18 protein-coding genes and 3 pseudogenes are annotated in these 25,672 nt (G+C 67.9%); 10 read left to right on the forward strand and 11 right to left on the reverse strand.

Annotated elements, in window-relative coordinates; genetic code table 11:
• Nucleotides 1-8 precede the first annotated feature (8 nt).
• The 5 genes from KXS11_RS00165 (at nt 9) to KXS11_RS00185 (ending at nt 5,041) form a co-directional block, all read left to right on the forward strand.
• A complete protein-coding gene (locus tag KXS11_RS00165) occupies nt 9-878 on the forward strand; it encodes an ABC transporter permease (RefSeq protein ID WP_437383374.1) in 870 nt (289 codons plus the stop codon).
• Nucleotides 878-1,960, forward strand: a complete 1,083-nt coding sequence (locus KXS11_RS00170; protein WP_437383377.1) for a sulfate/molybdate ABC transporter ATP-binding protein — start codon at nt 878-880, stop codon at nt 1,958-1,960. The genes KXS11_RS00165 and KXS11_RS00170 overlap by 1 nt, the downstream gene beginning before the upstream one ends.
• A 305-nt stretch (nt 1,961-2,265) precedes the next feature.
• Nucleotides 2,266-2,940, forward strand: a complete 675-nt coding sequence (locus KXS11_RS00175; RefSeq protein WP_437383378.1) for a ThuA domain-containing protein — start codon at nt 2,266-2,268, stop codon at nt 2,938-2,940.
• Complete coding sequence (locus KXS11_RS00180) at nt 2,922-3,872, forward strand: DUF6807 family protein (protein ID WP_437383379.1); 951 nt, start codon at nt 2,922-2,924, stop codon at nt 3,870-3,872. The genes KXS11_RS00175 and KXS11_RS00180 overlap by 19 nt, the downstream gene beginning before the upstream one ends.
• Nucleotides 3,869-5,041, forward strand: a complete 1,173-nt coding sequence (locus KXS11_RS00185; protein ID WP_437383381.1) for a Gfo/Idh/MocA family protein — start codon at nt 3,869-3,871, stop codon at nt 5,039-5,041. The genes KXS11_RS00180 and KXS11_RS00185 overlap by 4 nt, the downstream gene beginning before the upstream one ends.
• Nucleotides 5,042-5,223: 182 nt before the next feature.
• On the opposite strand, the pseudogene KXS11_RS00190 reads toward KXS11_RS00185, so the two are convergent.
• The 5 genes and pseudogenes from KXS11_RS00190 to KXS11_RS00210 all read right to left on the reverse strand — a co-directional run.
• Nucleotides 5,224-5,622, reverse strand: a pseudogene (locus KXS11_RS00190) (arsenate reductase ArsC); the annotation flags it as partial.
• The gene (locus tag KXS11_RS00195; protein WP_437383383.1) at nt 5,619-6,218 is read right to left on the reverse strand and encodes a TetR/AcrR family transcriptional regulator; all 600 of its coding nucleotides are present in this window, start codon (nt 6,216-6,218) and stop codon (nt 5,619-5,621) included. The pseudogene KXS11_RS00190 and the gene KXS11_RS00195, both read right to left, overlap by 4 nt.
• 90 nt (nt 6,219-6,308) lie before the next feature.
• A complete protein-coding gene (locus KXS11_RS00200; RefSeq protein WP_437383385.1) occupies nt 6,309-7,256 on the reverse strand; it encodes an alpha/beta hydrolase fold domain-containing protein in 948 nt (315 codons plus the stop codon).
• 51 nt (nt 7,257-7,307) lie between these two features.
• Complete coding sequence (locus tag KXS11_RS00205; RefSeq protein ID WP_437383386.1) at nt 7,308-8,084, reverse strand: alpha/beta hydrolase family protein; 777 nt, start codon at nt 8,082-8,084, stop codon at nt 7,308-7,310.
• A gap of 13 nt (nt 8,085-8,097) precedes the next feature.
• The gene (locus KXS11_RS00210) at nt 8,098-9,417 is read right to left on the reverse strand and encodes an MFS transporter (protein WP_437383387.1); all 1,320 of its coding nucleotides are present in this window, start codon (nt 9,415-9,417) and stop codon (nt 8,098-8,100) included.
• A 176-nt stretch (nt 9,418-9,593) separates the two neighbouring features.
• Here KXS11_RS00210 and KXS11_RS00215 point away from each other — a divergent pair, with 176 nt between their 5' ends.
• On the forward strand, nt 9,594-10,658 hold the full coding sequence (locus tag KXS11_RS00215) for a LacI family DNA-binding transcriptional regulator (protein WP_437383389.1): 1,065 nt from the start codon (nt 9,594-9,596) through the stop codon (nt 10,656-10,658).
• A 230-nt stretch (nt 10,659-10,888) separates the two neighbouring features.
• On the opposite strand, the gene KXS11_RS00220 is transcribed toward KXS11_RS00215, so the two are convergent.
• Nucleotides 10,889-11,482, reverse strand: a complete 594-nt coding sequence (locus tag KXS11_RS00220; protein ID WP_437383391.1) for a TetR/AcrR family transcriptional regulator — start codon at nt 11,480-11,482, stop codon at nt 10,889-10,891.
• Between the two features lie 97 nt (nt 11,483-11,579).
• Between KXS11_RS00220 and KXS11_RS00225 the strand changes: the two genes are divergently transcribed.
• Both KXS11_RS00225 and KXS11_RS00230 read left to right on the forward strand, forming a co-directional pair.
• Nucleotides 11,580-13,754: a beta-glucosidase gene (locus KXS11_RS00225; protein WP_437383392.1), complete on the forward strand. Its 2,175-nt coding sequence runs from the start codon at nt 11,580-11,582 to the stop codon at nt 13,752-13,754.
• Between the two features lie 68 nt (nt 13,755-13,822).
• Complete coding sequence (locus KXS11_RS00230; protein ID WP_437383394.1) at nt 13,823-15,127, forward strand: MFS transporter; 1,305 nt, start codon at nt 13,823-13,825, stop codon at nt 15,125-15,127.
• A 798-nt stretch (nt 15,128-15,925) separates the two neighbouring features.
• Here the strand turns inward: KXS11_RS00230 and KXS11_RS00235 are convergent.
• The 5 genes and pseudogenes from KXS11_RS00235 to KXS11_RS00255 all read right to left on the reverse strand — a co-directional run.
• Nucleotides 15,926-16,057: pseudogene (locus tag KXS11_RS00235) on the reverse strand (glucosamine-6-phosphate deaminase); the annotation flags it as partial.
• A 434-nt stretch (nt 16,058-16,491) separates the two neighbouring features.
• Nucleotides 16,492-16,617, reverse strand: a pseudogene (locus tag KXS11_RS00240) (LacI family DNA-binding transcriptional regulator); the annotation flags it as partial.
• A gap of 149 nt (nt 16,618-16,766) precedes the next feature.
• Nucleotides 16,767-19,583 carry a hypothetical protein gene (locus KXS11_RS00245; RefSeq protein WP_437383396.1) on the reverse strand — a complete coding sequence of 939 codons (2,817 nt, stop codon included), beginning with the start codon at nt 19,581-19,583 and terminating at the stop codon, nt 16,767-16,769.
• Between the two features lie 27 nt (nt 19,584-19,610).
• The gene (locus KXS11_RS00250) at nt 19,611-20,684 is read right to left on the reverse strand and encodes an enolase C-terminal domain-like protein (RefSeq protein WP_437383397.1); all 1,074 of its coding nucleotides are present in this window, start codon (nt 20,682-20,684) and stop codon (nt 19,611-19,613) included.
• Entirely contained in the window at nt 20,681-23,065 is a 2,385-nt protein-coding gene (locus KXS11_RS00255) for a glycosyl hydrolase family 95 catalytic domain-containing protein (RefSeq protein ID WP_437383399.1), read from the reverse strand. Before KXS11_RS00255 ends, KXS11_RS00250 begins: the two co-directional genes overlap by 4 nt.
• 177 nt (nt 23,066-23,242) lie before the next feature.
• Here KXS11_RS00255 and KXS11_RS00260 point away from each other — a divergent pair, with 177 nt between their 5' ends.
• On the forward strand, nt 23,243-23,989 hold the full coding sequence (locus KXS11_RS00260; RefSeq protein ID WP_437383400.1) for a FadR/GntR family transcriptional regulator: 747 nt from the start codon (nt 23,243-23,245) through the stop codon (nt 23,987-23,989).
• A gap of 119 nt (nt 23,990-24,108) precedes the next feature.
• Complete coding sequence (locus KXS11_RS00265) at nt 24,109-25,422, forward strand: ABC transporter substrate-binding protein (protein ID WP_437383402.1); 1,314 nt, start codon at nt 24,109-24,111, stop codon at nt 25,420-25,422.
• Nucleotides 25,423-25,672: the final 250 nt, after the last annotated feature.

Genomic DNA, 25,672 nt, shown 5'->3' on the forward strand with positions numbered 1-25,672 from the left:
CCGGGCTGATGACGACCTCCGGATCAGGCGTGCCCCGCTGGGTGGTCGCCATCGCGGTCGTCGGGGCGGCGTTCGTCCTCCTGCCGCTCGTCGCGATCGTGCTGCGGGTGGACTGGGCGGACTTCGGCGCCCTCATCACCTCGGAGTCCTCCCTCGCTGCGCTCGGACTGAGCTTGCGTACCTCGCTGATCGCGACGGCGCTCTGCATCCTGTTCGGTGTGCCGCTCGCGATCGTGCTCGCCCGCACGAACTTCCCCGGGCAGCGGGTGCTGCGCTCGCTCGTGCTCCTACCGCTCGTGCTGCCGCCGGTCGTCGGCGGCATCGCGCTGCTGTACACCTTCGGACGCCTCGGGATCCTCGGCGGGCCGTTGCAGGACGCGGGGATCACCATCGCCTTCTCCACGACAGCCGTGGTGCTCGCGCAGACCTTCGTCGCGATGCCGTTCCTGGTCCTCAGCCTGGAGGGGGCGATCCGGACGAGCGGTTCGCGGTTCGAGGGAGTCGCCGCGACCCTCGGCGCCTCGCCGACCACGGTCTTCCGCACGGTCACGCTGCCGCTGCTCGCCCCGGCGATCCTCTCGGGGGCTATCCTGTCGTTCGCACGCGCGCTCGGCGAGTTCGGTGCGACGCTCACCTTCGCCGGGAGCCTGCAGGGCGTGACGCGCACGCTGCCGCTCGAGATCTACCTGCAGCGCGAGACCGACCCGGATGCCGCCGTCGCGCTGTCGCTCGTGCTCGTCGTCGTCGCGGTGCTCGTCGTCGGGGTCGCCGGTGCCCAGGGGTCGGGGCGTCGGCGGTCGCTCCTTCGAGGTGGCCGCACCACCCTCCCCGAGGGTGCCGGTGTCGGTGTCGTCCACCCCGGCGGGCGGAAGGCATGATGGCGGGCGCCCGGGACCAGGCGTCGCTGCACCTGACGGCGACGCACCGCGCGAGGGATTGGGAGCTGTCGATCGACCTCGCAGCGGGGGAGACTGTCGCGGTCCTCGGCCCGAACGGCGCGGGGAAGTCGACGCTCCTCGCCGTGCTCGCCGGGCTGCTCCGACCGGACACCGGTCATGCGACGCTCGCCGGACGCGAACTCTTCCGGCTCGGTGAGGGGCGGAGCAGCTGGCTCGCGCCGCACCGGCGGGGGATCTCGCTGCTCGCCCAGGAGGCGCTGTTGTTCCCGCACCGTTCCGTGCTCGACAACGTCGCCTATGGGCCGCGGAGTGCCGGCATCCCACGGGCTGAGGCTCGCGAGCTCGCACGCAGACGGCTCGCCGACGTGGAGGTCGCCGAGTTGGCCGACCGCCGACCGGCGGAACTGTCAGGTGGGCAGGCGCAACGGGTCGCCCTCGCGCGTGCGCTCGCTCCCGAGCCGTCACTGCTGCTGCTCGACGAACCGATGGCGGCGCTCGACGTCACGGTCGCACCCCAGCTGCGCCGGATGCTCCGCGAGCAGCTCCACGGACGCACGACGCTGCTCGTGACCCACGAGGTCCTCGACGCGTACACGCTGGCCGATCGCGTGGTGGTGCTCCGCGCAGGCCGGGTCGTGGAGCAGGGACCCACGACGGACGTCCTCGAGCGCCCTCGCACCGCCTTCACCGCCGATCTCGCCGGGCTCGACCTCGTGACCGGCGCGCGGACGGACCACGGGCTGCGTCTGGAGGACGGCAGGGAACTCGTCGTCGGCGCACGGGGCGTCGTCGACGACGGGGCGCTCCGGGTGGGTGACGCGGTGGCGTGCGCATTCCGTCCGGGTGCGGTCGACGTCCGCTCGGCGGGTGATGGACCGGCGGGCAGCACCCTGCGTGCGGCCATCACCGACGTCGAACCGCGCGGCGACATCGTACGCGTCCGATCGGCGTTGGTCGCTGCGGACGTCGACGTCCAACGGTTCGCCCAGGCGGGTTGGTCCACCGGCGACGTCGTCGACTTCGTCATCGATCCGGACGCAGCGCTCGTCTACCCGCGCTGAGCGAGGGGCTTGCCGGACCTACGGGGCGGGAGCCGGGCCGTCGGTCGGTTCGGCGACGGGCAGGAACTCGTCGACGCCGTCGACCTCCTGCTCGATGGAGTCCTCGGTGGTCTCGCGATCCTCGGGGACGTTCGGCTATGCTGCATGCTTGCTCATGCGACCACGATACGACGGGGCGACGCGGGATCGCACGAATCGCCTGCATCGATCGCGGGTCCCCGCTCGAGGTCCGGGTCGACGACGTACCCTGGTCCGGGAAGAGGCCGAACCACGGTCGACATCGAGAGCCGAGGACGAACGATCGTATGACCCGCATCCTCATCGCTACAGGGACCGGCCGGTACAGCGACCCCTGGCACCCGTTGGAGACGACGACGCAGCTCATCGCCAACGCCTTCGCGGAAGCCGGGGACGAGGTCGAGACCACGGATCAGGTCGACGAGGCGTTGACCCGGCTCGCCGACGTCGACGTCCTGGTGGTGAACGCTGCCGACCCCTGGCGCAACGGCGAGACCGGGAGGGGGCAGGCACCTGGCGCGGCCGACGGTCTGTCGGCCGCACTCGCACGCGGGATCGGGATCCTCTCCATCCACAACGCCGTCTCCAGCCTGCGCGACTACCCCGAGTGGCGCGCTGCCATCGGAGGGGCCTGGGTGCCGGGGCGATCCGGTCATCCAGAGCTTGGGCCGGCGACGATCACGGTCACCGACGAGGACCACGACGTCACGTCCGGTATCGAGACGTTCGAGCTGGTCGACGAACGGTACAGCGACCTCGACATCGATCACGACGTGCACGTCCTCCTGTCGCACCGCATCGACGACCGGGTGCAGCCCGCTGCGTGGACCAGGGAACACCTGCAGTCGCGGATCGTCGTCTCGACGCTGGGCCATGATCCGCGTTCATTCGAGTCTCCGGAGCATCGACGGTTCCTCGTCCAAGCCGCACACTGGGCGCACGAATGCAGCGGCACGAGATGACCGTCCGCTGGTCCTTCGACGACCGCGGCCTGTCCGCCGTGAGCGGTCACCGCGACGTCGCACGCCACCAGGATGGAACCGGACTGCCGCCTGCGCGCTCGCCGCGCCCGTTCCTCCACCCGATCTCCTCGCTCGCCGGCGTCCTCCTCACGGAGGTCGAGCCCACCGACCATCCGCATCATCTCGGCGTGTCGATGGCGATCGCCGACGTCGACGGCGTCACCTACTGGGGCGGTCCGAGCTTCGTCCGTGACGAGGGCTACGCGATGCTCGACAACCACGGCACCCAGACCGTCGTGAGCCAGGAGCTGCGCGGCGGTCGGCTTGATCACGAGGTGCAGTGGACGGCGCCGACCGGCGTGGTCCAGCTGCGCGAATCACGCGCGACCACGCTGGAGACGTCCACGGTGCCGACGGCGATCGACGAGGTCCGGACCCGCACCGGTGAGGCCGCCGGAGCAGTCCTCCGCGTCGTCGTGTCGAGCACGCTCCGCAGCACGTCCGGGGTCGTCACGATCGGGTCCCCAGCCACGAACGGTCGAGCGGGGATCGGGTACGGAGGGCTCTTCTGGCGCATGCCGCACGGCACGGTCGAGACGGTGTGGAGCCCCGCGGGCGCCGGTGAGCATCTCGCGAACGGCTCGTCCGGTGCGTGGGTGGCGTTCGTGCTCGCCGACAAGACCGGGCCGGCCAGTCTGCTCTTCCGACGACCGGCCGGTTCGGGGCAGGACGCCGAACGGCCCTGGTTCGTGCGCGCCGACGAGTATCCCGGCGTCGGCCTCGCCGTCGCGAGCTCGACGGTGACCCAGGTCGATCCCGAGCATCCGCTGACGACGACGCTCGAAGCGGTCGTCGTCGACGGACGGCTCGACGCACCGTCTGCCGCCGCGCTCCACCGCGCACTCACCGTCTCCCGAGAGGATGCAGCATGACCCACCAGGACCAGCCCGCGATCGTCGTCGTCGGGATCCACGGCCACGGGGCTTCCCACGTCGAGGCGGCCCGCGCGCTCGTCGCTTCCGGCCGCGCACGAGTGGCCGGGCTCGTCGATCGCACCCTCACCGACGAGGACCGTGCCGTCGGCGACGCGCCACTGTTCGAATCGCTCGACGACTGTCTCGCCACGGTGTCCGCGGACGTCGTCGTGCTGTCGACACCGATCCACACGCACCTGGGGCTCGCAGTGACGGCTCTCGAGCACGGGGCCGACGTCCTGCTGGAGAAGCCTCCGGTCACTTCCGCGGCGGAGTACCGTGCGCTGCTCGCCGTCGAGCAGCGCACCGGTGGGCTCGTGCAGGTCGGCTTCCAGAGCCTCGGCTCGCACGCGATCGGGATGATCCGCGACCTGGTCGCGGCCGGGACGATCGGCGAGGTCCGTTCGTTCGACGCCGCCGGGACCTGGGTGCGCACGCACGGTTACTGGACGAGGGCGGCCTGGGCGGGACGGCGACAGATGAACGGCGTGCCCGTCGTCGACGGGGTCGTCACGAACCCCCTCGCCCACGCGGTGCAGACGATGCTCCGGCTCGCCGACGCGACGCGCGAGGGCCGTCTCGAACGCATCGAGCTCGACCAGTACCGGGCGAACGACATCGAGGCCGACGACACCTCGGTGGTGCGGCTGACGCTCACCACCGGCGAGGTGCTCACCGCGGCGCTCACCCTCTGCGCCGCCGAGGACACCGATCCGATCGTCACGGTCCGTGGAACGGAGGGTGACATCCGGTTCGCGTACACGCGCGACCGTGTCGAGATCGCGCTGCACGGACAGGAGGCCCGCATCGTCGACGTCGAGCGCACCGGACTCATCGAGAACCTGCTCGAGGCGAGGGCGTCGATCGGCGGTGCGGAGCCGGTCGCCCTGGTCAGCTCACTCGAGGACGCCGCGGCGTTCACCGCGATCCTCGACGCGATCCGTGCTGCTCCGGAGCCTCGCCCCATCGCGACGGCGTTCGTCGACTGGCGCGGATCCGGCGCCGAGCGACACCCCGTCCTTCCCGGCATCGGGGAGCTGGTCGAGCGTGCCGTTCTGACGAGCAGCACCTTCGCCGAACTCGGGGCGCCCTGGGCTCAGGAACCTGCCGACCGCGACGCGTCCTGAGCGCCCGCGACCGTGCGCGAGCCGTCCATGAGGATCCGCACGGCTGTCGGGCCGACGCCGTGGATGCGCAGGAGGGCTGCCGGGGCGAGACGGTCGAGCTGTTCGAAACGGGTGATGCCGTGCGCGGTGAGTTCGCGCATCGCGACCTGACCGATGGACGGCGGGAACTCGGACGGCTCCTGAGGCACGATCTCGACGAACAGTGCTGCGATGCGTTCCTCGATGTCGTCGCGGATGCGGCGGACGGCCACGATGCCCTGGCCGGCCGGGTCCTCGAGTTCCCAGTCCTCGTAGCGCTTTCCGGGGAAGATCGGGCAGGCGTCGCCGCACCCCATCGTGATCACGACGTCCGATGTCCTGACGGCCTCGGTCGTGAGGATCTGCGGGACGGCCGCGGTGATGTCGACCCCGTGCTCGGCCATCGCCTCGACGGCGACCTCGTTGATGCTGTCCTTCGGCGCGCTGCCGGCGGACAGCACCTCGATGCGGTCTCCGGCGAGGGCGCGGAGGAAGCCGGCGGCGATCTGCGAGCGGCCTGCGTTGTGCACGCAGACGAAGAGGACGGTCGGGGTCGGGGTCATGTGGTCTGCCTGTCGTGTCGCGTGCCGAGAGTGGGGGAGTGGTCGAGCAGGTCGACGAGAGCAGTGTACGTCGCGAGCGGTTCCACTCCCCGCGCGAATCCGCCGGTGATCTCGAGGGACACGAACCCGTGCAGCGCCGCGCGCAGGATCCGACCGGCATCCGTCATGGCGACGCTGTCGAGGCCTCGACCACCGAGCACGCGTTCGAGGAGGAGGACGAGTTCCCGGTCGGCGGGAACGCCTGCGTCGGTGCGTGCGTCCGTCACCGAGAAGGCGAGAGCGTATCGGCCGGGGTGGGCGAGGGCGAAGCGGCGGTAGCTCGTCGCTGCCGCGGTGAGGGCATCCGACCCGTGGAGTCCCGCCGTGGCGACATCGAGTTCGCTGCTCAGCTGGGCATGCGCGAGCGTCGCGACCGCGGTGCGCAGGTCGTCGGTGCTCCTGACGTGCTTCAGGAGCGCTGGAGCCGAGGTGCCGAGTTCCCGGGCGAGGGCGGCGAGCGTGAGTGCCTCGGGCCCGTGGGCGTCTGCGAACGCGGCGGCACCGACGATCACCCGTTGACGGGAGAACTTGGGCCGGAGGGCGAGTGCGTCGGTCATCGCATCGAGCCTATCCGTCTCGCGCACGCGCCCGAATCCGTGCAGGCTTCGGCGCATCCCGAGTGGTCGCCGTCGACTCGCGGGCGCCCGCTACTCGCGAGGCTCGGTGGCTGGCAGTTGGTCGGCGAAGAAGCCGATCCCGGCCTCGACCTCCGGCAGAGTCGGGCCGGGGTGCCAGTTCAGATGTCCGTGGATCATCCCCCGCGCGAGCCGGACCTTCACCGGCACACCCGCGTCCTGAAGCTGGCGTGCGAAGAACTCGCTGGACTCCCGGAGGTCGTCGTACTCGCTGATGAGGATCGCGGCGGGGGGCATGTCGCTCAAGTCGCTGTGGCCAGGCATCGCGTACCTGGGCACGCCGTGGATACGGCCGACGTAGTTCCGTTGCGCGCTGATCATGTCGTCCGGTGTCGCACGCGCCGAGCTGGGCAGCGCGTGCAGCGCACGGGCGACGTCCGGACCGCTGCTCGGCAACGGAAAATGGAAGACCCCGTATGCCAGGAGCATGCCGTCCGGTGTGCGACCGCGCTCATCCCGCAGTCTCATGGCGACTGAAGCGGCGAGATTCGCGCCGGCACTGCCTCCGCCGATGAAGGCTGCTCCATCGGTGTCGTACTCGCGCATGAGCCAGAACCACGCAGCGTGGACGTCGTCCAGCGCCGCCGGATACCTGCCGGAGTCACCGACCGAGAGCCGGTAGTCGACCGACAGGACGATCGCGCCACGTCTGGTGGCCAGTTCGGCCGCCACGACGTGCGCTTCCGCCCAGTCGATCGAGCCGGAGGTGAATCCGCCACCGTGGAGCATCATCACGCGAGTCTGACCGCTCCAGGACGTCCCGCGCGGTCGGTACAGTCGGGCTCGCGCGCTGTGACCTTCGTGATCGACGGTGACCTCCGAGATCTCCACGTCGTCGGGAGGTGTCCACGCATCGGGCGAGCGGGTGAACTCCTCGTGGATGTGGGCTGCGTCGTACCCTCGAGCCACCAGCTCCTCCCGTTCGGTGAAGCGTTGGATGAAGAACGGGTCGAGCGGCATGGAGTCTCCTGGGTCGATGTGATGGGGTTCGCGTCGAGTGTGTGAGCGTCGTCAGTCGAGCGATGAGTGCGTGGTGACGAACTCGACGACCTCAGAGACGACGAGGTCACGTGTCGGCACCGACGCCCAGCCGTGGTCGGCGCCGTCGATCAACGTGATCTCGGCTCGGTCGGGATAGATCTCGCGGTACCGCTCGGCGTAGGCGACGGGGATGAAGTCCGCGGTGCCGTGCAGCACTCGGACCGGACCGCCGTACCCTCGGGCCGAGCCGTAGACGTCGAACGCCGGCGCACTCTTCAGGAAGTCGGTGCCGAGGCGGCTGCCGGAGAAGTCGAAGTAGCCGAGTTCCTCGGCCGTGTCGAAGGTGCGGCCCTGTAGTGTGCCTGAGCCGATCTCATCTGCGAACGAGGCGGCGGGCGACAGCATCGTGAGGGACCGGATCCGCCCACGGAGCTGAGCGGCGGCGACGCTCGCGATGACGGCCCCCATGCTCATTCCGATGAGGTGGATGCGGGTGTCGTCGACGATGTCCAGGGGCGCGACCGCGCGCACGATCCCGAGCGCATCGGCCAGGTCGCGCTCCACGCTGATGTCGGTGAAGCTGCCGTCGCTCTCGCCCTGCCCGGTTCGGTCGAAGGCGGCGGAAACGACTCCCGCATCGGCCAATGCGCGACCGAGCCTGGTGAAGAGCCCGCTCTCCATCCTGTTGGAGCCGAATCCGTGCAGGAGGACCGCCGTCGGCAGGGGGCCTGTGGCATGGGGAGGGCGGTAGATCGTCCCCCGGAGTGTTCGCCCGTCGATGGAGGTGGAGATGGGAGTGAGTGTCATGTGTTCGTTCCGTTCAGGAAGTTGGCGATGCGGCATCGACGGTCGAGGTCGGGACGGTCCCGGACTCCGGGTCAGCCTCGTCCTCGTGATCGAAGGCGGTCCCGACGCTCCGCCGGAATCCCAGGTAGCCGACGAGGAGGCCGACCATGCTGACCAGTGCGAGCGCGATGTACAGCCCCCGTGGATTGAAGGTGAGCAATGCCGGCGTCACGACTGCGAGCAGGGCTGCGGCGATCCGTGACGTGCCGTAGACGAGGCCTTGCGCCGTCGACCGGATCAGGACCGGGAAGGACTCCTGCGTCCAGACCTTCATCATCGTCTCGTAACAGAAGGCTCCAGCGACGATGACGAGCAGTACCGACACGATGACCGTGACGAAGGTGAACCCGAAGACCGCCGGAACGAGGTACGACGCGACGACGCCGATCGCACCGACCACGTAGAACGGCATACGGAGAGACGTGTCTGCGACGCGCATGAAACAGAGGGCGGCGAGGATCGCCGCGGGGAGTCCGAGGAGGGAGACGGCCGAGTACTGCTGGATGTCGACCTTCGCGACGTTCACTGCGACATAGGTGCCGAACGACCCGCCGATCGTCACCGCCAAGGTGGTGAGCGAATAGTAGATCAGCAGTGTCCAGGTCGCGCGGCGGTACGGCTTCCGGAAGAGGTCCCTGATCTGAGACGTGTCTGCCCGGATGGTGCGGATGCCCTGCGTCTGCTCGGACTTCGCGGTCGACCACGAACGCGATTCCGGCACCGTCAGTCGGAGGACGAAGGTGACGAGCCCGATTGCGGCGACACCACCGAAGAGGATCTGTCCGCCCACACCTCCGAGGCCGCCGGCCACGACCGTGGTCAGAATGGCCGTAGCGATGCCCAGGGTGCCCAACACGTTCGAGAAGATGATGATCTTGGCGCGGTTCTTGTCGGAAGCCGCTTCGGAGATGGTGGCCAGGGAAACAGGCAGGTCTGCCCCGACGCCGAGCCCGAAGAGGGCGACGGCGATCGCGAGCAGCCCGAACTGCGGGGCCGTTGCGGCCAGGCCGGCGCCGATGACGATCAGAGCCATGGTGACAAGGAAGACACGTCGTCGCCCGAGCTGATCGCCGAGGCGGCCCCCCGCGAGTGCGCCTGCAGCGACCGCTGCAGTGCTGATGCCGGTCAGTAAGCCGACCTCGTTGGGAGTGAGCCCGACCGACTGTTGGTACAGGACCAGCGCCGTGCCGATTCCGGTGAGCGCCATGCCGTCGACGAAGGTGGCCATGCCGCAGACGAAGCCGACCCACCATTCGTTCGGCTGTCGCTTGGTTGAGAGTTCTTGCACAACCACGTCGTGCTCCTTTGCTGAGTGGATGAGGGCGCGCGCGTCGTGGCATGAAGACGTCGCCAGACGCTGCTAACTGCTGTTAGCTGGTGACTATAATCGGAAGCGGGCGGATTCGTCAATCGCGGTGACAAGCAGTACTCACTGGCACGGTGCGGTCCATGATGCGAGAAGAGGGCTCGATGGCCAGGGTCACCCAGGCGGACGTCGCGGCGCGGGCGCGCGTCTCCCGCACGGTCGCGTCGTTCGTCCTGACCGGGCGCAACGATCAACGGATCTCGGAGGAGACCCAACAGCGCGTGCGTGACGCGGCTGCAGAGCTCGGGTATCGGCCGAACCGCACTGCGAACATCCTGCGGACGGGCACGTCCGGCACGGTGGCGTTGGTCTCCGACTTCATCGCCAGTACGTCGACAGCCAATGCCTTGATCCGGGGTGCGCTCGAGGGGCTCCGTTCCCGCGACAAACTCCTGTTCACCGTCGAGACGCTCGGTCGCCCGGAACTGGAGGCCGCCATGCTCGAGGACTTGCGTGACCGCCAGGTCGACGGCGTGATCTACGCCTCCATGTTCACGCGCTCGGTCGTCGTGCCCCCGGTCATCCGCGATCTCCCGTTGGTGCTCCTCAACTGCGTGAGCGCGGATGACGCGGAGTTCGCGACAGTCGTCCCAGACGAGATCAGGGCCGGAGAAGCCGCTGCGGCCGCGCTGATCGGAGCGGGCCATCGGGATGGCATCTTCTTCGTCGGCGCGCTCGAAGAAGGGATGACCGGAGGGGCGGAGTGGCATGGCTGGACGCCGCTCGCCCTGTCCGAGCGGCTCCATGGGATCCGGAGACGCCTCGCCGCGCACGGCGCTGAGCTCGCCGGCATCGTCCCGGTCGCCGACGATTGGGATCCGCACAATGGGAGGCGCGCCGTGGAGCGGCTCCTGCGCGACGGTGCCCGTCCGACCGCTCTGATCTGCGTCAATGATGCGGTGGCCTTCGGTGCCTACCAAGCATTGTCGGCGGCGGGGTGGGTCGTTCCCGACGACGTCTCCGTCGTGGCTTTCGATGACAGCCAGCTCGCGAGTTGGCTCGAGCCTCCGCTCTCATCGATCGCGCTCCCTCAGGACGAGATGGGTCGCATGGCGGTTGATCTGCTGCTCGATCCCGGGAGGGGCGTCGACACCGTCAGGGTCCCGATGCCGTTCCGGGCCCGTGGATCGATCGGTGTCGCCGGACCAGCGGCGTCTCACAGGATGTGAGGGCAAGAAAGACCCCCATCATGGAGAAGCGAGATGGGGGTTCGTGGCTCCGACGGGCACCATCACCCGCTGGCGGGAGGACGTTCGGCCAGCGGGCTGGTTCGTCGGCCATCGCCCGGCGCCTACTCATCCGACGTGACGCGCCCGAATCCGCAGGCGCGTGCATCCGGCGGGCCGCGTGGACCGGGCGGATGGCGACGACGGCGACTCCCGGGGGGCATGCGCGGGCTTCAGGGGTGCGTGCGCGCGGACCGGCTCCGAGACAGGGTGGAACCCGCGCCGCGCCAGAGCTCCACGAGATCGTGGGTCGGATCCCGGAGCCACTGCAGCTGCAGACCGTCCAGGAGGGCGAGCACTTCGATCGCGAAGGCCCTGGGGGCCGCATGCCAACCGCTCGCGAGGTCCTCGAGCGCGCCGAGACCTTCGCGCGTGCGCTCCTGGAAGTACTCGTGAGCCGGGTGGGCCGGGTCGAGGGCCTCCGCTCCGAGGATCGTGTACAGGCGGACGATCTCGGGTTGTTCGGCGTTGCGCGCGACGAGGGCGTCGAGCGATGCCCAGGCCCCGGCCTCGTCGGCCGCGGTGAACCGGGCGGTGATGTCCTGCATGTCCCGGTCGTCGCGGCTCCGGAGCACCGCGACGAGCAGCTCCTCCCGCGAGGAGAAGTGGTGCTCGATGCCGGCACGGGTCATGTCGCAGTCCTCGGCCAGCCGTGACAGCGTGAACGCGTTGTAACCGCGCTCGGCGATCTGACTCGTCGCGGCGTCGATGATGAGGCCCCGGCGTTCGCTCGGTGCGAGTCGGGTGCGTGTCCTTGCCGGCGCCATTGGATCAGCCTGACACATCGCGCCTTGCGCTATTTGTTGCGCTTGCCTACAATTCATTTACCTGCACTGATGCAGGTAAGAATCGGAAGGTTTCCTGATGTCGACGAAGACCACAACGACGGCGTTCTCGGACAGTGTCGAACGCGTACGTGGAGGCGCTCCAGTCCTGGCCGTGGCCGAAGAGCTGCTGGGCCAGCTGACGCCGGAGGAGCGACTCTGGCTGCTCGACGGAGACGACGACTTCTGGCCGGGCCTCGGCGAGATGAGCGCCGGGTACAACATGCGACCGATCGTCATGGGGAGCATCGAGCGCCTGGGTGTTCCGGGACTTCGGTTCAGCGACGGACCGCGCGGCGTCGTGATGGGCAACTCGACGGCGTTCCCGGTCGCGATGGCGCGCGGCGCGACGTGGGACGTCGATCTGGAGGAGCGCATCGGCCGGGCGATCGGCGCGGAGATGCGGGCGCAGGGGGCGAACTTCTTCGGAGGCGTCTGCATCAACCTGCCCCGACACCCTGCCTGGGGTCGCGCCCAGGAGACCTACGGCGAGGACAGCCTGCTGCTCGGTGAGTTCGGGTCGGCGCTGACCCGCGGTGTGCGCCGTCACGCGATGGCGGTCGCGAAGCACTACGCCCTCAACTCGATGGAGAACGCCCGCTTCACCGTGGACGTCACCGCCGACGACGCGACGCTCCGTGAGGTCTACCTCCCGCACTTCCGCCGCGTCGTCGAGGCCGGTGTCGACGGCATCATGACCGCCTACAACAGTGTCAACGGCGAGTGGGCGGGGGAGAACGAGCGGCTCATGGAGGGCATCCTCCGCGGCGACTGGGGCTTTGACGGGGTGACGGTCTCCGACTTCATCTTCGGACTGCGCGATGCGGCGAAATCGTTGCGCGCCGGGCTCGACGTCGAGGAGCCGTTCCGACAGCAGCGGGCCGAGGAACTGCCCGGCGACCTCGCGTCCGGCCGCGCGTCGTGGTCGGACGTGGATCGTGCTGCGCGGCGTATCCTCGCAACCCAGCTCGCCTTCTTCGCGCGTGAGCTCGATCCGGAGCCCGACGCCTCGGTGGTGTTCTCCGACGCCCACCGCCGGCTTTCGAAGGAAGCCGCCGCCACCGCCGCAGTCCTCCTCAAGAACGACGCCGTCGACGGTCGACCACTGCTTCCGCTCGCGGCTGACGAACTTCGACGGGTGGCGGTCATCGGCCGACTCGCGGACCTGCCGAACACCGGGGACGGCGGCTCGTCGAACGTCCGCTCGCCAGCGGTCGTCACACCGCTCGCCGGGCTCACCGACGCCCTGCCCGCCGCGACGATCGACTTCGTCGGCGCCGACGATCCGGCGGCGGCCGCCGACGCCGCACGTTCGGCGGACGTGGCGATCGTCGTCGTCGGCTACACGGCGGCCGACGAGGGGGAGTACATGGGCGACCTCGGATCGCAGCCGCAGATGCTCGCCCTGTTCCCGCCGGCGCCGGACGGCGTGGAGGTCGCCGCCGCACTGAGCTTCGATCAGGGCGAGCAGCCGCTCACCATGGGAACCGCCCTCGGCGGCGACCGCCGTTCGCTGCGCGTGCGGCCGGTCGATGCGGAGATGATCCGCGCGACGGCGGCGGCGAACGCGCGCACCGTGGTCGTCATCGTGACAGCGGGAGCGGTCATCACCGAGGAGTGGCGCGCGGAGGTCCCCGCGGTGCTCGTCGGCTGGTACAGCGGGAGCGAGGGCGGTGCGGCGCTCGCGGAGGTCCTGCTCGGTCGGCACGACGCGGCCGGCCGCCTGCCCTACTCGATCCCGACCGACGAGGCTCATCTGCCGGTCTTCGACATCGACGCGACGAGCATCACCTACGATCGCTGGCACGGTCAGCGGCTCCTCGACCGCGACGGCGTCGAGCCGGCGTTCCCGCTCGGCTTCGGGCTCTCGTACACCACCTTCTCCATCGGTGGTGTCGAGGTCACGGACGTGGTCGACGAGGCGTTCTCCGCGGTCGTCACCGTCACCAACACGGGAACCCGCGCCGGACGACACGTCGTGCAGGTGTACGCGGTCGTCGACGCGCCCGACTTCCCCGGACGAGTGCTCGTCGGGTTCGCTCCGGTCGAGCTGCGCGCAGGCGAGTCGCGGACGATCACCGTTCCCGCGTCGACGAGACCCCTCCAGCGCTGGACCGCCGCCGGATTCGCGCCCGCTGCCGACTCGGTGCTCGTCGAAGCCGCCTCGTACTCGGGCGACCCGTCGGCGACCACCGCGCGACTCGCGCTCGGGTAGCGCCCGCCGGCGCCCTCCCTTCAACCGATCCACTCACCGAACACGCTTCACCGAGCAGAAGGACGACGATGTCCCACCCCGATCAGACGACCCCGAAAGCCCGCCCCGGCGGGGCCCCGGACACGACCAGCATCACCGCGCAGCCGAACGACGGCCGCACGCACTTCCGCCCGATCCGCCTGGGGTTCGCGCTGTTCCTGGGCGGCGCCCTGTGGATCGGCCCGTTCTTCGCGAACAATGCCGTGCTCCTGCCCGCCAGGCTCGAGCAGATCGCGCCGGACGACAAGGTTGCGCTGGTCGCACTGCTGGCGATCACCGGTTCGATCGTCGCGATGCTCGCGAACATCGTGTTCGGGGCGCTCAGTGACCTGACGCGGAGCCGGCTCGGCAGACGGGCGCCCTGGATGATCGTCGGATCGGTCGGCGCCTCGGCGTCCTTGTTCGCATTGCTGTCCACGGAGTCGGTGACGCTCGTCGTGGTGTTCTGGATGGCGTTCCAGCTGTTCCTGAACGCCATCGCCGCGCCCCTGCTGGCGACGCTCGCGGACCGGGTGCCACCGGCCCGCCGTGGCACCTACTCGGCCGTGTACGGCGTCGGAGTCCTCTTCGGTGTCTTCGGCTCGCAGATCATCGCGTCATCGTTCGTCACGGCTCCCGCGACCGGCATGGTGGTCTTCGCGATCGCGGTGGTCGTCGCCGGTCCGCTGGTCGCCGTCATCGCGCCGGAGAAGTCGAACACCGCTGTCCCGCGGGAGGCGTTCAGCGCGGGCATGGTCGCCCGGAACTTCGCCTTCCCGCGGCGAAACGCGAGGGACTACTACCTCGCCCTGTCCGGCAAGCTGCTCTTCGTGCTCGGTACGTACTCGCTCACCGGATACCAGCTCTACATCCTCACGGACTACATCGGGCAGCCCCTTGCCGAGGCGGGTGGCACCATCGGACTGATGGCGCTCATCCAGCTCGTGACCGCGCTGATCTTCGGGGCGATCTCCGGCCCGATCTCCGATCGGCTAAAGCGACGGAAGGCTCTCGTGATCGGATCGGCGTTCCTCGTCGCGTGCGCGTCCCTGTTCCCGTTCTTCGTGGCCGAGCCGTGGGCGATGCTCGTCTACGCGCTGATCGCCGGGATCGGCACCGGCGTGTACAACTCGGTCGATCAGGCGTTGAACACCGAGGTGTTGCCGAGCCCCGACAATGCGGCGAAGGACCTCGGCATCCTCAACATGGCCAACACCGGAGGACAGATCCTGGGCCCGGGCGTCACCTCGGCCATCGTGGGCCTGACCGGAGGGTACGGCGCGGTGTTCATCGTCGCCACCGGGATCGTCCTCGCATCCGGGCTCCTCATCAGGCCGATCCGATCCGTGCGGTGAGGCGGCAGCGCCGGCCCCTGCGGGCGTCGTTACGGACTCGTGCTCACGAGGGCACCGGTCGGGACGGGCGCACGCGCGAGCCTGCGTTTGCGGCGCGGGTCAGGTCGAAGAGGTGGTCATGCTCGGCGCGATCGAGGTCGAGGAGCGGGCGATGGCGTCGCGGACGTCCATCGCCCCACGTCCACGCGAACCCGTGCGTACCTCGTAACGGCGCGCACAAAGAAACCCCCACCATGTAGAAGCTAGGCGGGGGTTTCAGTGGCTCCGACGGGCGTCGATCCCGTGACCTCACGATTTTCAGGGCGGCTCTGTCAAGGGTTACTGCGGAATGCTGAGAGATACCGAAATGCCCGGTCGTTGGTCTTTTCCGATGCCAGAGATTGCGGCTTGCGGTTCGCGTTTTCGCGGAATAGACGCGGGGTTCCCTCCAGGAGGCTAGCCGTTAAACCCGCTCGCGGGGCAGCACCATATCTGGTCGTCGTAGGACGGCACGAGCAAGATCTCCCTCGCGATTCCGGTCCAAGGCGACACGGTGAAGGCTGGAATCGTTCGCTAGCTGCAGGACGCATCGACTAACACTCCAAATCACTGGAACTGAGAGGAATCGTCATGACAACGCAGCTCACAGCCCGCGCCACCCGAGACGAGGGTGGCACGCGGACGATCACGATCCCCGAACTCACGTCCGCCGCACCCAGCGGGGCGACGATCGTCGCCACCGGCTCCGCGCTCACGCATCGGGCGTGTAGAAAGCAGCATCGGATCGAGTCCCAGAAGCTGTGGGGGAGTGCCGCGGGGTGCGTTGTCTCGTCGTTTTTGTGGCGTGAGGGTCTTGACTCGCGTGCGGGATGCGAGCGATGAGGTCGGTTCGTTGAAGCCGATGCGGCCGGTTGCGCCGATGCCGAGGATCTGCAGGTCGACGCCTCCGGATTTGAGCGCTCAACCAGCTGCTCTTTTCAAACTTGCACCCGCCATACCGACCGGTGCACGAGACCAGTCATCTTGACTCTATCCTCATGGTCTGGGCGGAGGCCCTCGTCCGGTTCACGCGTACTCACGCTGTAACCCCTGATTCGCCGCATCGTGTGGACAGTCGGCGGGTGGGCGCGGCTGGTCGATCGGCGGTGGCTCGACGCGCGGTCGCGGCCGCATTGCGTAACTGGCTCCTTCGACCATGCTCCAGCCAGGTTTGCAGGCAGCGGGTTCTCTGTCAGACACGCAGCTCACCGCTCGCTATGGCGGGCGTCCGAACCCATTTGACAGCTCGGTCACTGATCAGATCGACCGTGTCTGCGAACGAATCTCCGTCGAAATTCTGCCAGCTTGCAAGATTGAGTCCTTTCGCGTTCGATCTCGTTGCGTCAGTACCCGAGCTGTGCGATCGCGTCTTCGACACGCTGGCGTGTCTCGGGCCGCACGAGGTCGCGGTTGTTGAGCACCCGGGAGACGGTCACATGGGAGACTCCCGCCAGCTTGGCGACGTCGACCATGCGGGGGGGGGGGGGGACACGTGATCTCCAGATACGTCACGGATGCGAACAGATGCAGACGAATCCTCCCACGCCGGGCTCGTCGACAAGGACGGTCGTGAGCGATCTCGCGAGCGGTTGCTCGAGGAGACGCGCCCACGACCGTCGTGTCAGTCGAACCGCACGCTGTCGATGTTCAGGCCGGTATCACCGGCGTCGTTGCGGAAGGTGACCACTGCGCCGGCGGGGATGGCCGTCGTGAGGGAAGCGCGGTTCCAACCGGTGTACCAGCCGCCGGTCGCCGTGAAGGTGAGCGTGCCGACATCCGTGCCGTTCACATAGACGCTGATGCCGCCGGCCACTGGCGCCGCGTACCTGATCGAGAGTGCTGTGCGCGTAGTCGCACTCGTGACCGAGACGGCATCCCCGACCACGTCGAGCTGGCACACCGCACCCTGGTTGAAGGTGGTGATACCGGTTGCGCAGGCCAACGCCCGGCCGACGAAGGTGCCGGCGCTCTCCGGCTCGACGAACTCCGCCGCTACTCGCGTGAACGTCACCTGGTCTGCGTTCAGCCCGGCATCACCGGTGGCGTTCTTGATGGTCACCGTTGAGCCTGCCGGAATCGCTGCGGGCACTGAGACCGTGTTGTACGTGCCGTACCACGCTCCAGTCGAGCTGAACGCCAGGGACGCCACTCGGGTGGAGCCGACGTAGACGCCGATGGTCCCGGACGTCGCTGCGGCGTACTTCACCGTCACTGTGTCCGACTGGGCCACATCCGGGAAGGACACGCTGTCGCCGACCTTGTCGAGCCGTTCGACGACCTTCCCGCCCGAGGCCGCGGTATCAGTCGCCACCCGCGCGCGGCCCCCGAACGTACCGGACTCCGCCTCGACGGTGTTGCGTGTGCGCTGCCCGTTCGCCGCGACGACGAGCGATTGGTACGGTGCCTGGAGCCCGGCGTCTGTGGAGGTGGCTTGAGCCGTGCTCGTCCAGCCGACACGATTGCCGGTCACGGTGGTGGTGAGTGCCGATCCCCCGGCCTGGAGCAGTTTGGTCTCACTGACGCCTGAGGAGTTGACGACGTTGTCGGCGATGGTCAGCCCCGACACGAAGGCGTTGGCGCCCCAGACCCACCACCAGGTGCCGTTGAAGTCGTCGATGACGTTGGCCGCGATGGTGAGGCCGGAGGAGGACTGGTCGGTGTACAGCGGATTTCCCTGTGATGCACCACCTGTGTGCTCGATGAGGTTGTGGGAGATGGAGGATCCTGGCTGGGCGCCGAGCGTGTAGATCGCACCGCCGTCGTGCATCTTGGTCATCGTCTTCGACACGATGTTGTAGTCGACGGTATTGTTCCCCGCGACCGTGCTCTTCGACCCGGCCGGCTTGTGCTGGTAGTAGTCGTTGAAGCCCCAGCCCATCGAGATGCCCGTGTAGGGAGCGTTCGAGATCTCGTTGTGGGTCACCGAGAGCCCTTGTGCGTAGTAGATCGCGAGCGGCACCGTCTGGAGGAACTCGGCCCCAGCACGATCGACGACGTTGTTCGTGATCGTGTCATTGGTGGGCGCTCCCTCGACTCCGGTCGGCAGGTCGCCGTCGCCGATGTAGGTGTTGTACGGTGACCCGACCGTGATCGCGGAGCCGCTGATGTCGATGAATCGCGACCCCGAGACGACGGAGTCGACCGTGTCGTTACCGAGGTTCAGGGCACCGGCACCCAGTCGGGTGAAGGTGTTGGCGGCGAACGCGATCCGTTGTGCGTTCTGGACCTCGACCGCGGCAGGCATGACGGTCGTGTTCGCGTAGCCACTGGTGCCACTCGGGCCGACCGCTGTGTGCCAGTTGCCCGTCGACCAGTACTTGGAGTACAGGGCGTTCGACTGAACGGTGCTCGCTCCGACCGAGGAACCGACGTCCAGCAATGACCAGTGCATGTTGGCGACGGTGAAACCGCTGAACGCGATGTCGTGGACGCGTGCGCTCGTCGAGGTACCGGCGATGGTCATCAGCTTCTCGGCGCGGGGGGCGACCACGCTCGCGGTCGAGAGGTCGACGGTGGCAGGCTTGCTGTAGTACAGCTTGCCAGCGGTGCGGTCGAAGTAGAACTCGCCTGGCTGATCCAGGAGTTCGATCGCGTTCTGCAGGTAGAAGTTGTTCGCACTCAGCTTCACGCTGTCGAAGAACGCCGAACCCCATGGTTGCGGCGTGGTCAGGGCGATAGCACCCATCGGTTGCTGCAGGGTCGCGACGCGGTTGCTTCCCGACGTCGTCACCGAGGTGAGTCCGACGACGTGGAAGGAGAAGCCGTCCTGGTTGACGATCTCCATGTCCGACTGCTGTGACAGGCTTGCAGGCAGGCCGGAGCCGGAGAGGGTGATGCCCGCGAACGTGCTTCCCCCGTCGAGCGCCCACGGGTCGGTTGCTGCGACGGTGTAACTCCCGGACCCGCCGATCGCGGCCTGGACACCCGTGCTGCGCGCCAGCACGGCACGCTCGCCATTGACGTAGAGGGTGCGCAACTTCGTGGTGCGGGCGAGGTCGGCGACCCAGATGTTCCCCGACTGCAGGGTCCAGCCGGTGACCGCATCGCCGCCGTTGAACACCGGGGTCTCACCCGGATACGCCTGGTAGCTGACGGTGTAGCCGTTCGTTCCGGAATCCGCGATCCCGAAGGTGACCGCAGAGGAAACGGGGTAGCTCCCGCCGCGGAACTGGACGACGATGTCGCCCGTCATCGAGGAGTTGACGCTTGCGACGCGAGCACGCGCTCCGTCCAGGGTCTGCAGCGGGGCGGCGAGGGTTCCCGCAGCGGAGTCGGACCCGGTGGGTGTGACGTAGATCGTCTGCTGGACGGCCGCGTGGGCCGGCGGCGCTTGGAGGACGCTGAGCACGAGCGTGCTGAGCGCGAGGGTCGCGACGAACGTCGCGGCGAATCTTCGTCGCGATCGATCCTGCGTGGGGTGAGGCGTGGACAGCGTCATTGCTGAACTCCTTTGTGAGGTGGTGCGTTACACGTGAGCGGCCAGTGCAGCCGGGTAGTCGAGTCCCTGCGGCAGACCGACACCTGGTTCGGCGCGGGCGTGGATGAGCCCGTCAGAATCGACGATCGGATCGCGCGTCACGGTGCTGCTCGTGACCAGCGATTCATAGGAGGTGGTGTTGGGGATGATCATCGCGAGGTGCTCGTGCGCGATGCCCGGGCCGTGGATCTCTGCGCGGAGTTGGAACGCTTCTGCCAGGTGGGCAATGCGGAGCGCGCCCGTGAAGCCGCCCTTCAGCTCGGTGCTCGTCCGCACCGAGGTGGCGCATCCACTGGCGATGAAATCGGCCGTGTTGTAGTGCGCTCCGTCGGAGGTCTCCCCGACGAGCAGTGGCACCTCGACGCGCTCGGCAAGGCGAGCGTAGGAATGCACGCTGAACTCGCGCATCGGTTCCTCGTACCAGTCGAACCGAGCCTCGGAGAGGGCGCGGCCGAGGTAGATCGAGTCGGGGAGGTCGAAGCCGGCGGAGCCGTCGAACATCAGCGGCACGTCCGGTCCGACGTGCTCACGAAGCGCGAGAGACAGGCGGGCATCCTGGCGGGCGTCGCCCCAGGCATGCAGCTTGATCGAGCGGTACCCGAGGGCGAGGCACTGGTCCGCCACGTCGAGGTACTGCTCGATCGACGAGAACGTGCTCGTTGAGGCGTACGCCGGCAGCGACTGTCGGAAGCCGCCGGCGAACTGCCACAGGGGCAATCCGGCTTGCTTCGAAGCCAGGTCCCAGAGGGCCACGTCGATCATGCCCATCGTGTAGATGGGGAACTCTTCGACACGGTCGAGCTCCCACATCCGGTGCCAGATGTATTCGCGGTCGAGGGCGTTGAGGCCGATCAGGTCCTCGCGAATACGGCGATCAACGAGATCCTGTGTGATCACACCATTGCGGCTGAAGGCGACACCCTCGTGGCCGGTGTCGGTGATGATGCGGATGACCGCGGATACCCGGTCGGTCGGGGATCCGGGGAGACCGTGACGCCAGTCGAAGGCTGGCGAAGCCGCCGGCTGGTCGACGAGGTGGCATTCGATGTGAGTGATGTTCACGAGGGGGTTCCTTCCTTGGAGCGAGTCTGCTCCGAGGTGAAGTCGATGGTGTGTGGCCGTCCGCCGACGAGTGAGAGCTCGAGCTCGTGATGGGGGGTCGTCAGCCGAACGGTGCGAGTCACGGTCGAGGAGACTTCGAGGTCGGTTACGGATCCCGCGCGCCAGCGGAAGCTCACATCCACGCCGCCGTACGCGCGGAGGTTCGTGACCGCGCCCGAGCGCCAGCGCGCGGGCAACGCGGGCAGCAGCGTGATGCCGCGGGTGTCGCTCTGGACGAGGAGTTCGACGAGGGCAGCCGGGAAGCCCATGTTCGCGTCCGACTGGTGCACCGCGTCTGCCGTCGGCTTGCCGTCGAACTCCGGGAAGGCATGGAGGAGTGAACCAGGTGCGGTGCCCATGCGAACGACCGACTCGAGGCTTGCGAGCGCGCGTTCACCGTCGCGGAGCCGCGCCCACGCGGCTGCAGTCCACACCCTCGACCATCCGCCCCAGCCGTTCGACGTCGACTCGACGTTCGCCTGCCTTTTCAGGAGGGTCGTGCGTGCGGCATCGGCGAGGGGCGACGCGCTGACGTAGTCGTCCGTCCCCGGGTAGAGCTCGTAGAGAGGCGACAGATGACGGTGGCCGAGTTCAAGTGCGCGGTATGCCCAGGTCCACTCAGGAATCTCGCCATCGATGATGGGTACCTCGGGGAGTCGTTCGAGTACGGACACCCATCGCGCCACCGCCTTCCGCTCTGGAGCGTCGGCAGCTGCCGCGGACGCGCTCACGGCGGTGATCGCGCTCCGCAGGGTGTCCCGGATGAGCCAGATGTCGAGTGTCGGCGCGATGCCCAGCCACCCGTGTCGCCAGTACTCGGGATCGACTGCTCGGCTGGCGGGCCGAGCCACGCCCTCCAAGAGGTACGCGTTCTCCGGGGTGGACGACGGTGAAGGCACGAGCCGCCCTTCCTCGTCCTCGACGAGCCACCCTTCGACGAAGGTCGCCGCGCCGATCAGAGCGGGCAGGAGCCGCTTCGCGTACTCGCGCTCCGGGTACCGCTCGTGGTGCTGCCACAACTGCTGGACCAACCAGAGGCCAGCGGCGGGGAACAGGCCGACCTCGACGAGTGTGGTCGGGGCGGTGTTCAGCCACACGTCCGTGTTGTGGTGGACGACCCAGCCCTCCGCCCCGTAAATTTCTCGCGCGGTGCGTTGGCCAGCCACGGCGAGGCCGTCGACCAGGTCCGCGAGTTGGTCGACGCTCTCGGTCAGGTGGAACGGGTCGGCGCTCCAGAGGCACATCTGAGCGTTGATGTTCACGGTCCAATTGCTGCACCAAGCGGGCTCGGTGTCCTCGTTCCACACTCCTTGGAGGGTGGGAGGAAGCGTTCCGCCGATGCTGCTGGCGATCGTCAGATACCGTCCGTAGTCCGCCATCAGCAGCGTCAGCTCGTCGTCGATCCCGCCGGCTCGCACGGCGTGGACGCGAAGGTCGGTCGGGAGCCCGCGGAGCGTGAGCGCGGCTGCATCGTCCAGGTGCAGGGCGACGCGCGAGCGCTCGAAGATTGCTCGATGTGCCGCTCGGGCATCCTCGACGATCGTCGGCCGGTCCGCTGCATCGTCCAACAACGCCTCGATCGCGGGGGCGATGCCGTCTGCGGTCGGTGAAACGGCGACCGCGACCGCGATCGTCCAGCTGCCCGGTTCGAGCACGATGTGCTCACCGGAGCGTGTCCAGGCGCCCCCGAGGACCCGTACCCCGATACCGAAATGCAGAGAGGTGCCGCCCGTGACGTGCTTCGCACGGTAGCTGTCGGCGACGAGAACGCGGTTCGGCTCGACCTCGTGCCATCGGCCCTGGAAGACGAGACCGTCATCGGTCGTCGCGCCGAAGGGGGAGGTCACTGACATTCTGGTCGCCCGCTCGCCGGTCTGCGTCACGATGAACACGGAGGGGGTGCGCGATGCGATCACGTCGCGGACCACGCTCGCGTCCTCATCGAGTGTCCATTCGAAGGCCGCCACGCCGTCGGCAAGGTCGAGGGAGCGGCGCATCGAGACTGGGGAGGCCTCATCGACGCTGAGCTCCAGCGCGCCGAGTGGTTGGAACGCTGCTCCGAGCCGTGGCGTGCCGAGCAGATGCTGCGCAGCCGCCTGCGCTTGGAGAATTTCGCCTGAGGCGAGGGCATCACGAACCTCGTCGAGTGCTTCGCGGGCGCCTGACAGCTCACGCTCTCGTGGGCCAGGCGACCAGAACTGCTCGTCGTTGAGGGCGAGGGCCTGGTGGTCGAGATCGCCGTAGACCATGGCTCCGGACCGGCCGTTGCCCACAGGAAGCCCCTCGAACCAGGTCGAGCCGGGTCGCTCGAACCAGAGGATGGGGTTCGACATCGTCGTCATGGGGTCGCTTCCCTCGCGTCGCTGGATGGGTACCCCACTATATAACTATGATTCATTATCCGGTCAAGTCTGTCATTGATCGGTGCCTCGTCGGCGAACTCTCCGATGATTGTTCGCGTTGATCATCCAGGCCTGGTAGGACGGAACCGGAATCACCAACGGATGGAGAGAGGGCACATGAGCGCAGGAGTTGCAGGCACGGTCGGCTACCGGCCGGGCTACGAGATCGCTGCCGAGCGGATCATCGAACTGATCGTCGAGCGGGATCTCGCTCCCGGGGACCGCCTTCCGACCGAGCAGAACCTCGCCGATCAGCTCGGCGTGAGTCGGAGTGTGACCAGGGAGGCCATCAAGGTATTGGCTGCGATCGGCAGGGTCAGCGCGCAACGTGGTCGTGGACTCTACGTCGGGCGAGGGACGGCCGCATCCAGCGGCAGCCTGCTCGCGGGTCATCGCTTCGTCCCAGGTCGGATCGAGCAGGTGGAGCAATTGCTCGAGTTCCGCTTGGTGCAAGAGGTGTACTCGGCCGGTCAGGCTGCTCGAAAGGCCACGCCGCCAGTGCTGAACCTGCTCGATGAGGCGATCACGGACGCCGCTCGTGCGCTGGAGGACGACGACCGTTCACTGTGGGCCGACGCTGACACCCGGTTCCACCTGGCCATCGCACAGGCCAGTGGCAACGAGTTCATCCGAAGTGCACTGGAGGGCGTGCGGCAGTTGCAGGAGCAGGTCGTCGTCCTCGCCTTGCACGGCGGTTCGGGCGGGAGTCTCCGTACCGCGCACGACGAGCACGTCGCCATCCTCGCGGCGATCCGGGCCGGCGACGCGACGGCTGCTTCCGAAGCTTCGCGCTTGCATCTGCAGCACACGATCGAGGGCTATCGCGAGGAAATCGCATCGCTCGTTGCGGCGCCGGGTCGGTGAGAGAATAAGTACTATTCATTTTGAATATGCTGCGGTAGAGTCCTACTCATTCCGCAGTGAGTGACCGTGAGTCAGTCGGATGCGGCCCTATCACCCTGTTGACAGAGAGGTCAATCGCAATGAAGACACAGCACCCGAAGGCACGGCGGTTTGCAGCCGCCGCTGTCGTAAGCGTCGCGATCGCCGCGGCGCTCGTCCTGAGCGGTTGTACCGCATCGGGCTCAGCCGGTTCCGGAGCATCGGCTGACGGCGATGGGCAGTTGCTCGTCTGGGCAGACGCAACGCGCCAGCCGGCCGTCGACGCCTACGCCAAAGCGCACCCTGCCGTGAAGATCGACGTCGTCACCGTTGACGGCGGTGACCTGGCGTCGAAGCTCTCCCTGCTTGCGAGGGACGCGAAGTCCCTCCCCGACGTGGTGTTCACCGCCAACGGCGAGAGCGTCAAGTTCGCCCAGGACTTCGACTTCTCCGCCGACCTGACCAACCTCGTTGACAAGAAGGTCCGCGACGGTTTCGGCGCGGCCCTCACCGCCTGCACAGTCGACGGGAAGGTCTACTGCCTGCCGCAGGACATCTCCACGCAGATGCTCTGGTACAACAAGCCCCTGTTCGACCAGTTCGGTTACACCGTGCCGAAGACCTGGGAGGAGTATGCCGCGCTCTCGACGAAGGTCGCGACCGAGCACCCCGGCTACGTCACCGGGAGTTGTGGCGACGGATTCTGCCCCAACGTCTACTACCGCGGCTCGGACTGCCCCGGCGTGACCGAACAGGGCAAGGACGCCCAGATCAACCTGGCCTCGAACCCTGACTGCACGCGCGTGACCGACATGCTCGACCCGCTCATCGCGAACGGTTCCGTCAAGACGCTCAGCCCGTTCGACCCGGACATGACCACGCTCGGCACCGACAACAAGGTGCTCATGCTTCCCGGTTTCGTTTGGTACGGATCGGTGTTGTTCGAGGGCAGTTTCAAGAACGCCGCAGGATCGATAGCGGCCGCACCGCTGCCGAGCTGGGGCGACAAGAAGCAGGGCGCGGGGGCCGCAGTCGGCGGCCAATGGATCGTCAACGCCAAGAGCAGCGACCCCGTGGCGGCGTCCGCGCTCATCACCGCGCTGACCACCGACGACGAATCGCTCGCAGCGGCCGTCACCTTCCCCGCCTATGAGCCCGCCGCCGCTGCCTGGATCGCGAAGTCCGCCCAATCCGGCTACTACGCCGTCGACCCGACCGATACGTTCACCTCGGCGCGAGCAGACGTGACGGGGAACCTCTACACCCCGACCGGATTCGAGATCCTCACCTCGTTCCAGAACGCAGTTTCACCGAAGCTGAAGGAGGGTGCAGCGCTCTCCTCGCTGATCGAGACGTGGGAACAGGCGCAGGCGCAGTCCTTGACCGACGCCGGCTGGAAAGCTGTCATCAAGTAGCGCAAGTGTTCCGACAGATGGGCTGGGCGATCCTGCCCAGCCCATCGACACCAGTGAGGCAAGTCATGAGTACAGCACTACCGACCAGAACCCGTCGGAGGACAAGGCCGACCAGACGGGTCAGATCGGGTCTCGCGTGGGTCCTCCTCGCGCCGTACCTGGTCCTCCTCGCGGTCTTCGCGATCATCCCGGTGGCGAGCGCGCTTTGGTCCAGCTTGGGCGGTGACGCCGACTCGCGAAACCCGTTCGG

This window comes from Plantibacter flavus, assembly GCF_051487245.1.
GTDB lineage: Bacteria > Actinomycetota > Actinomycetes > Actinomycetales > Microbacteriaceae > Plantibacter > Plantibacter flavus_B.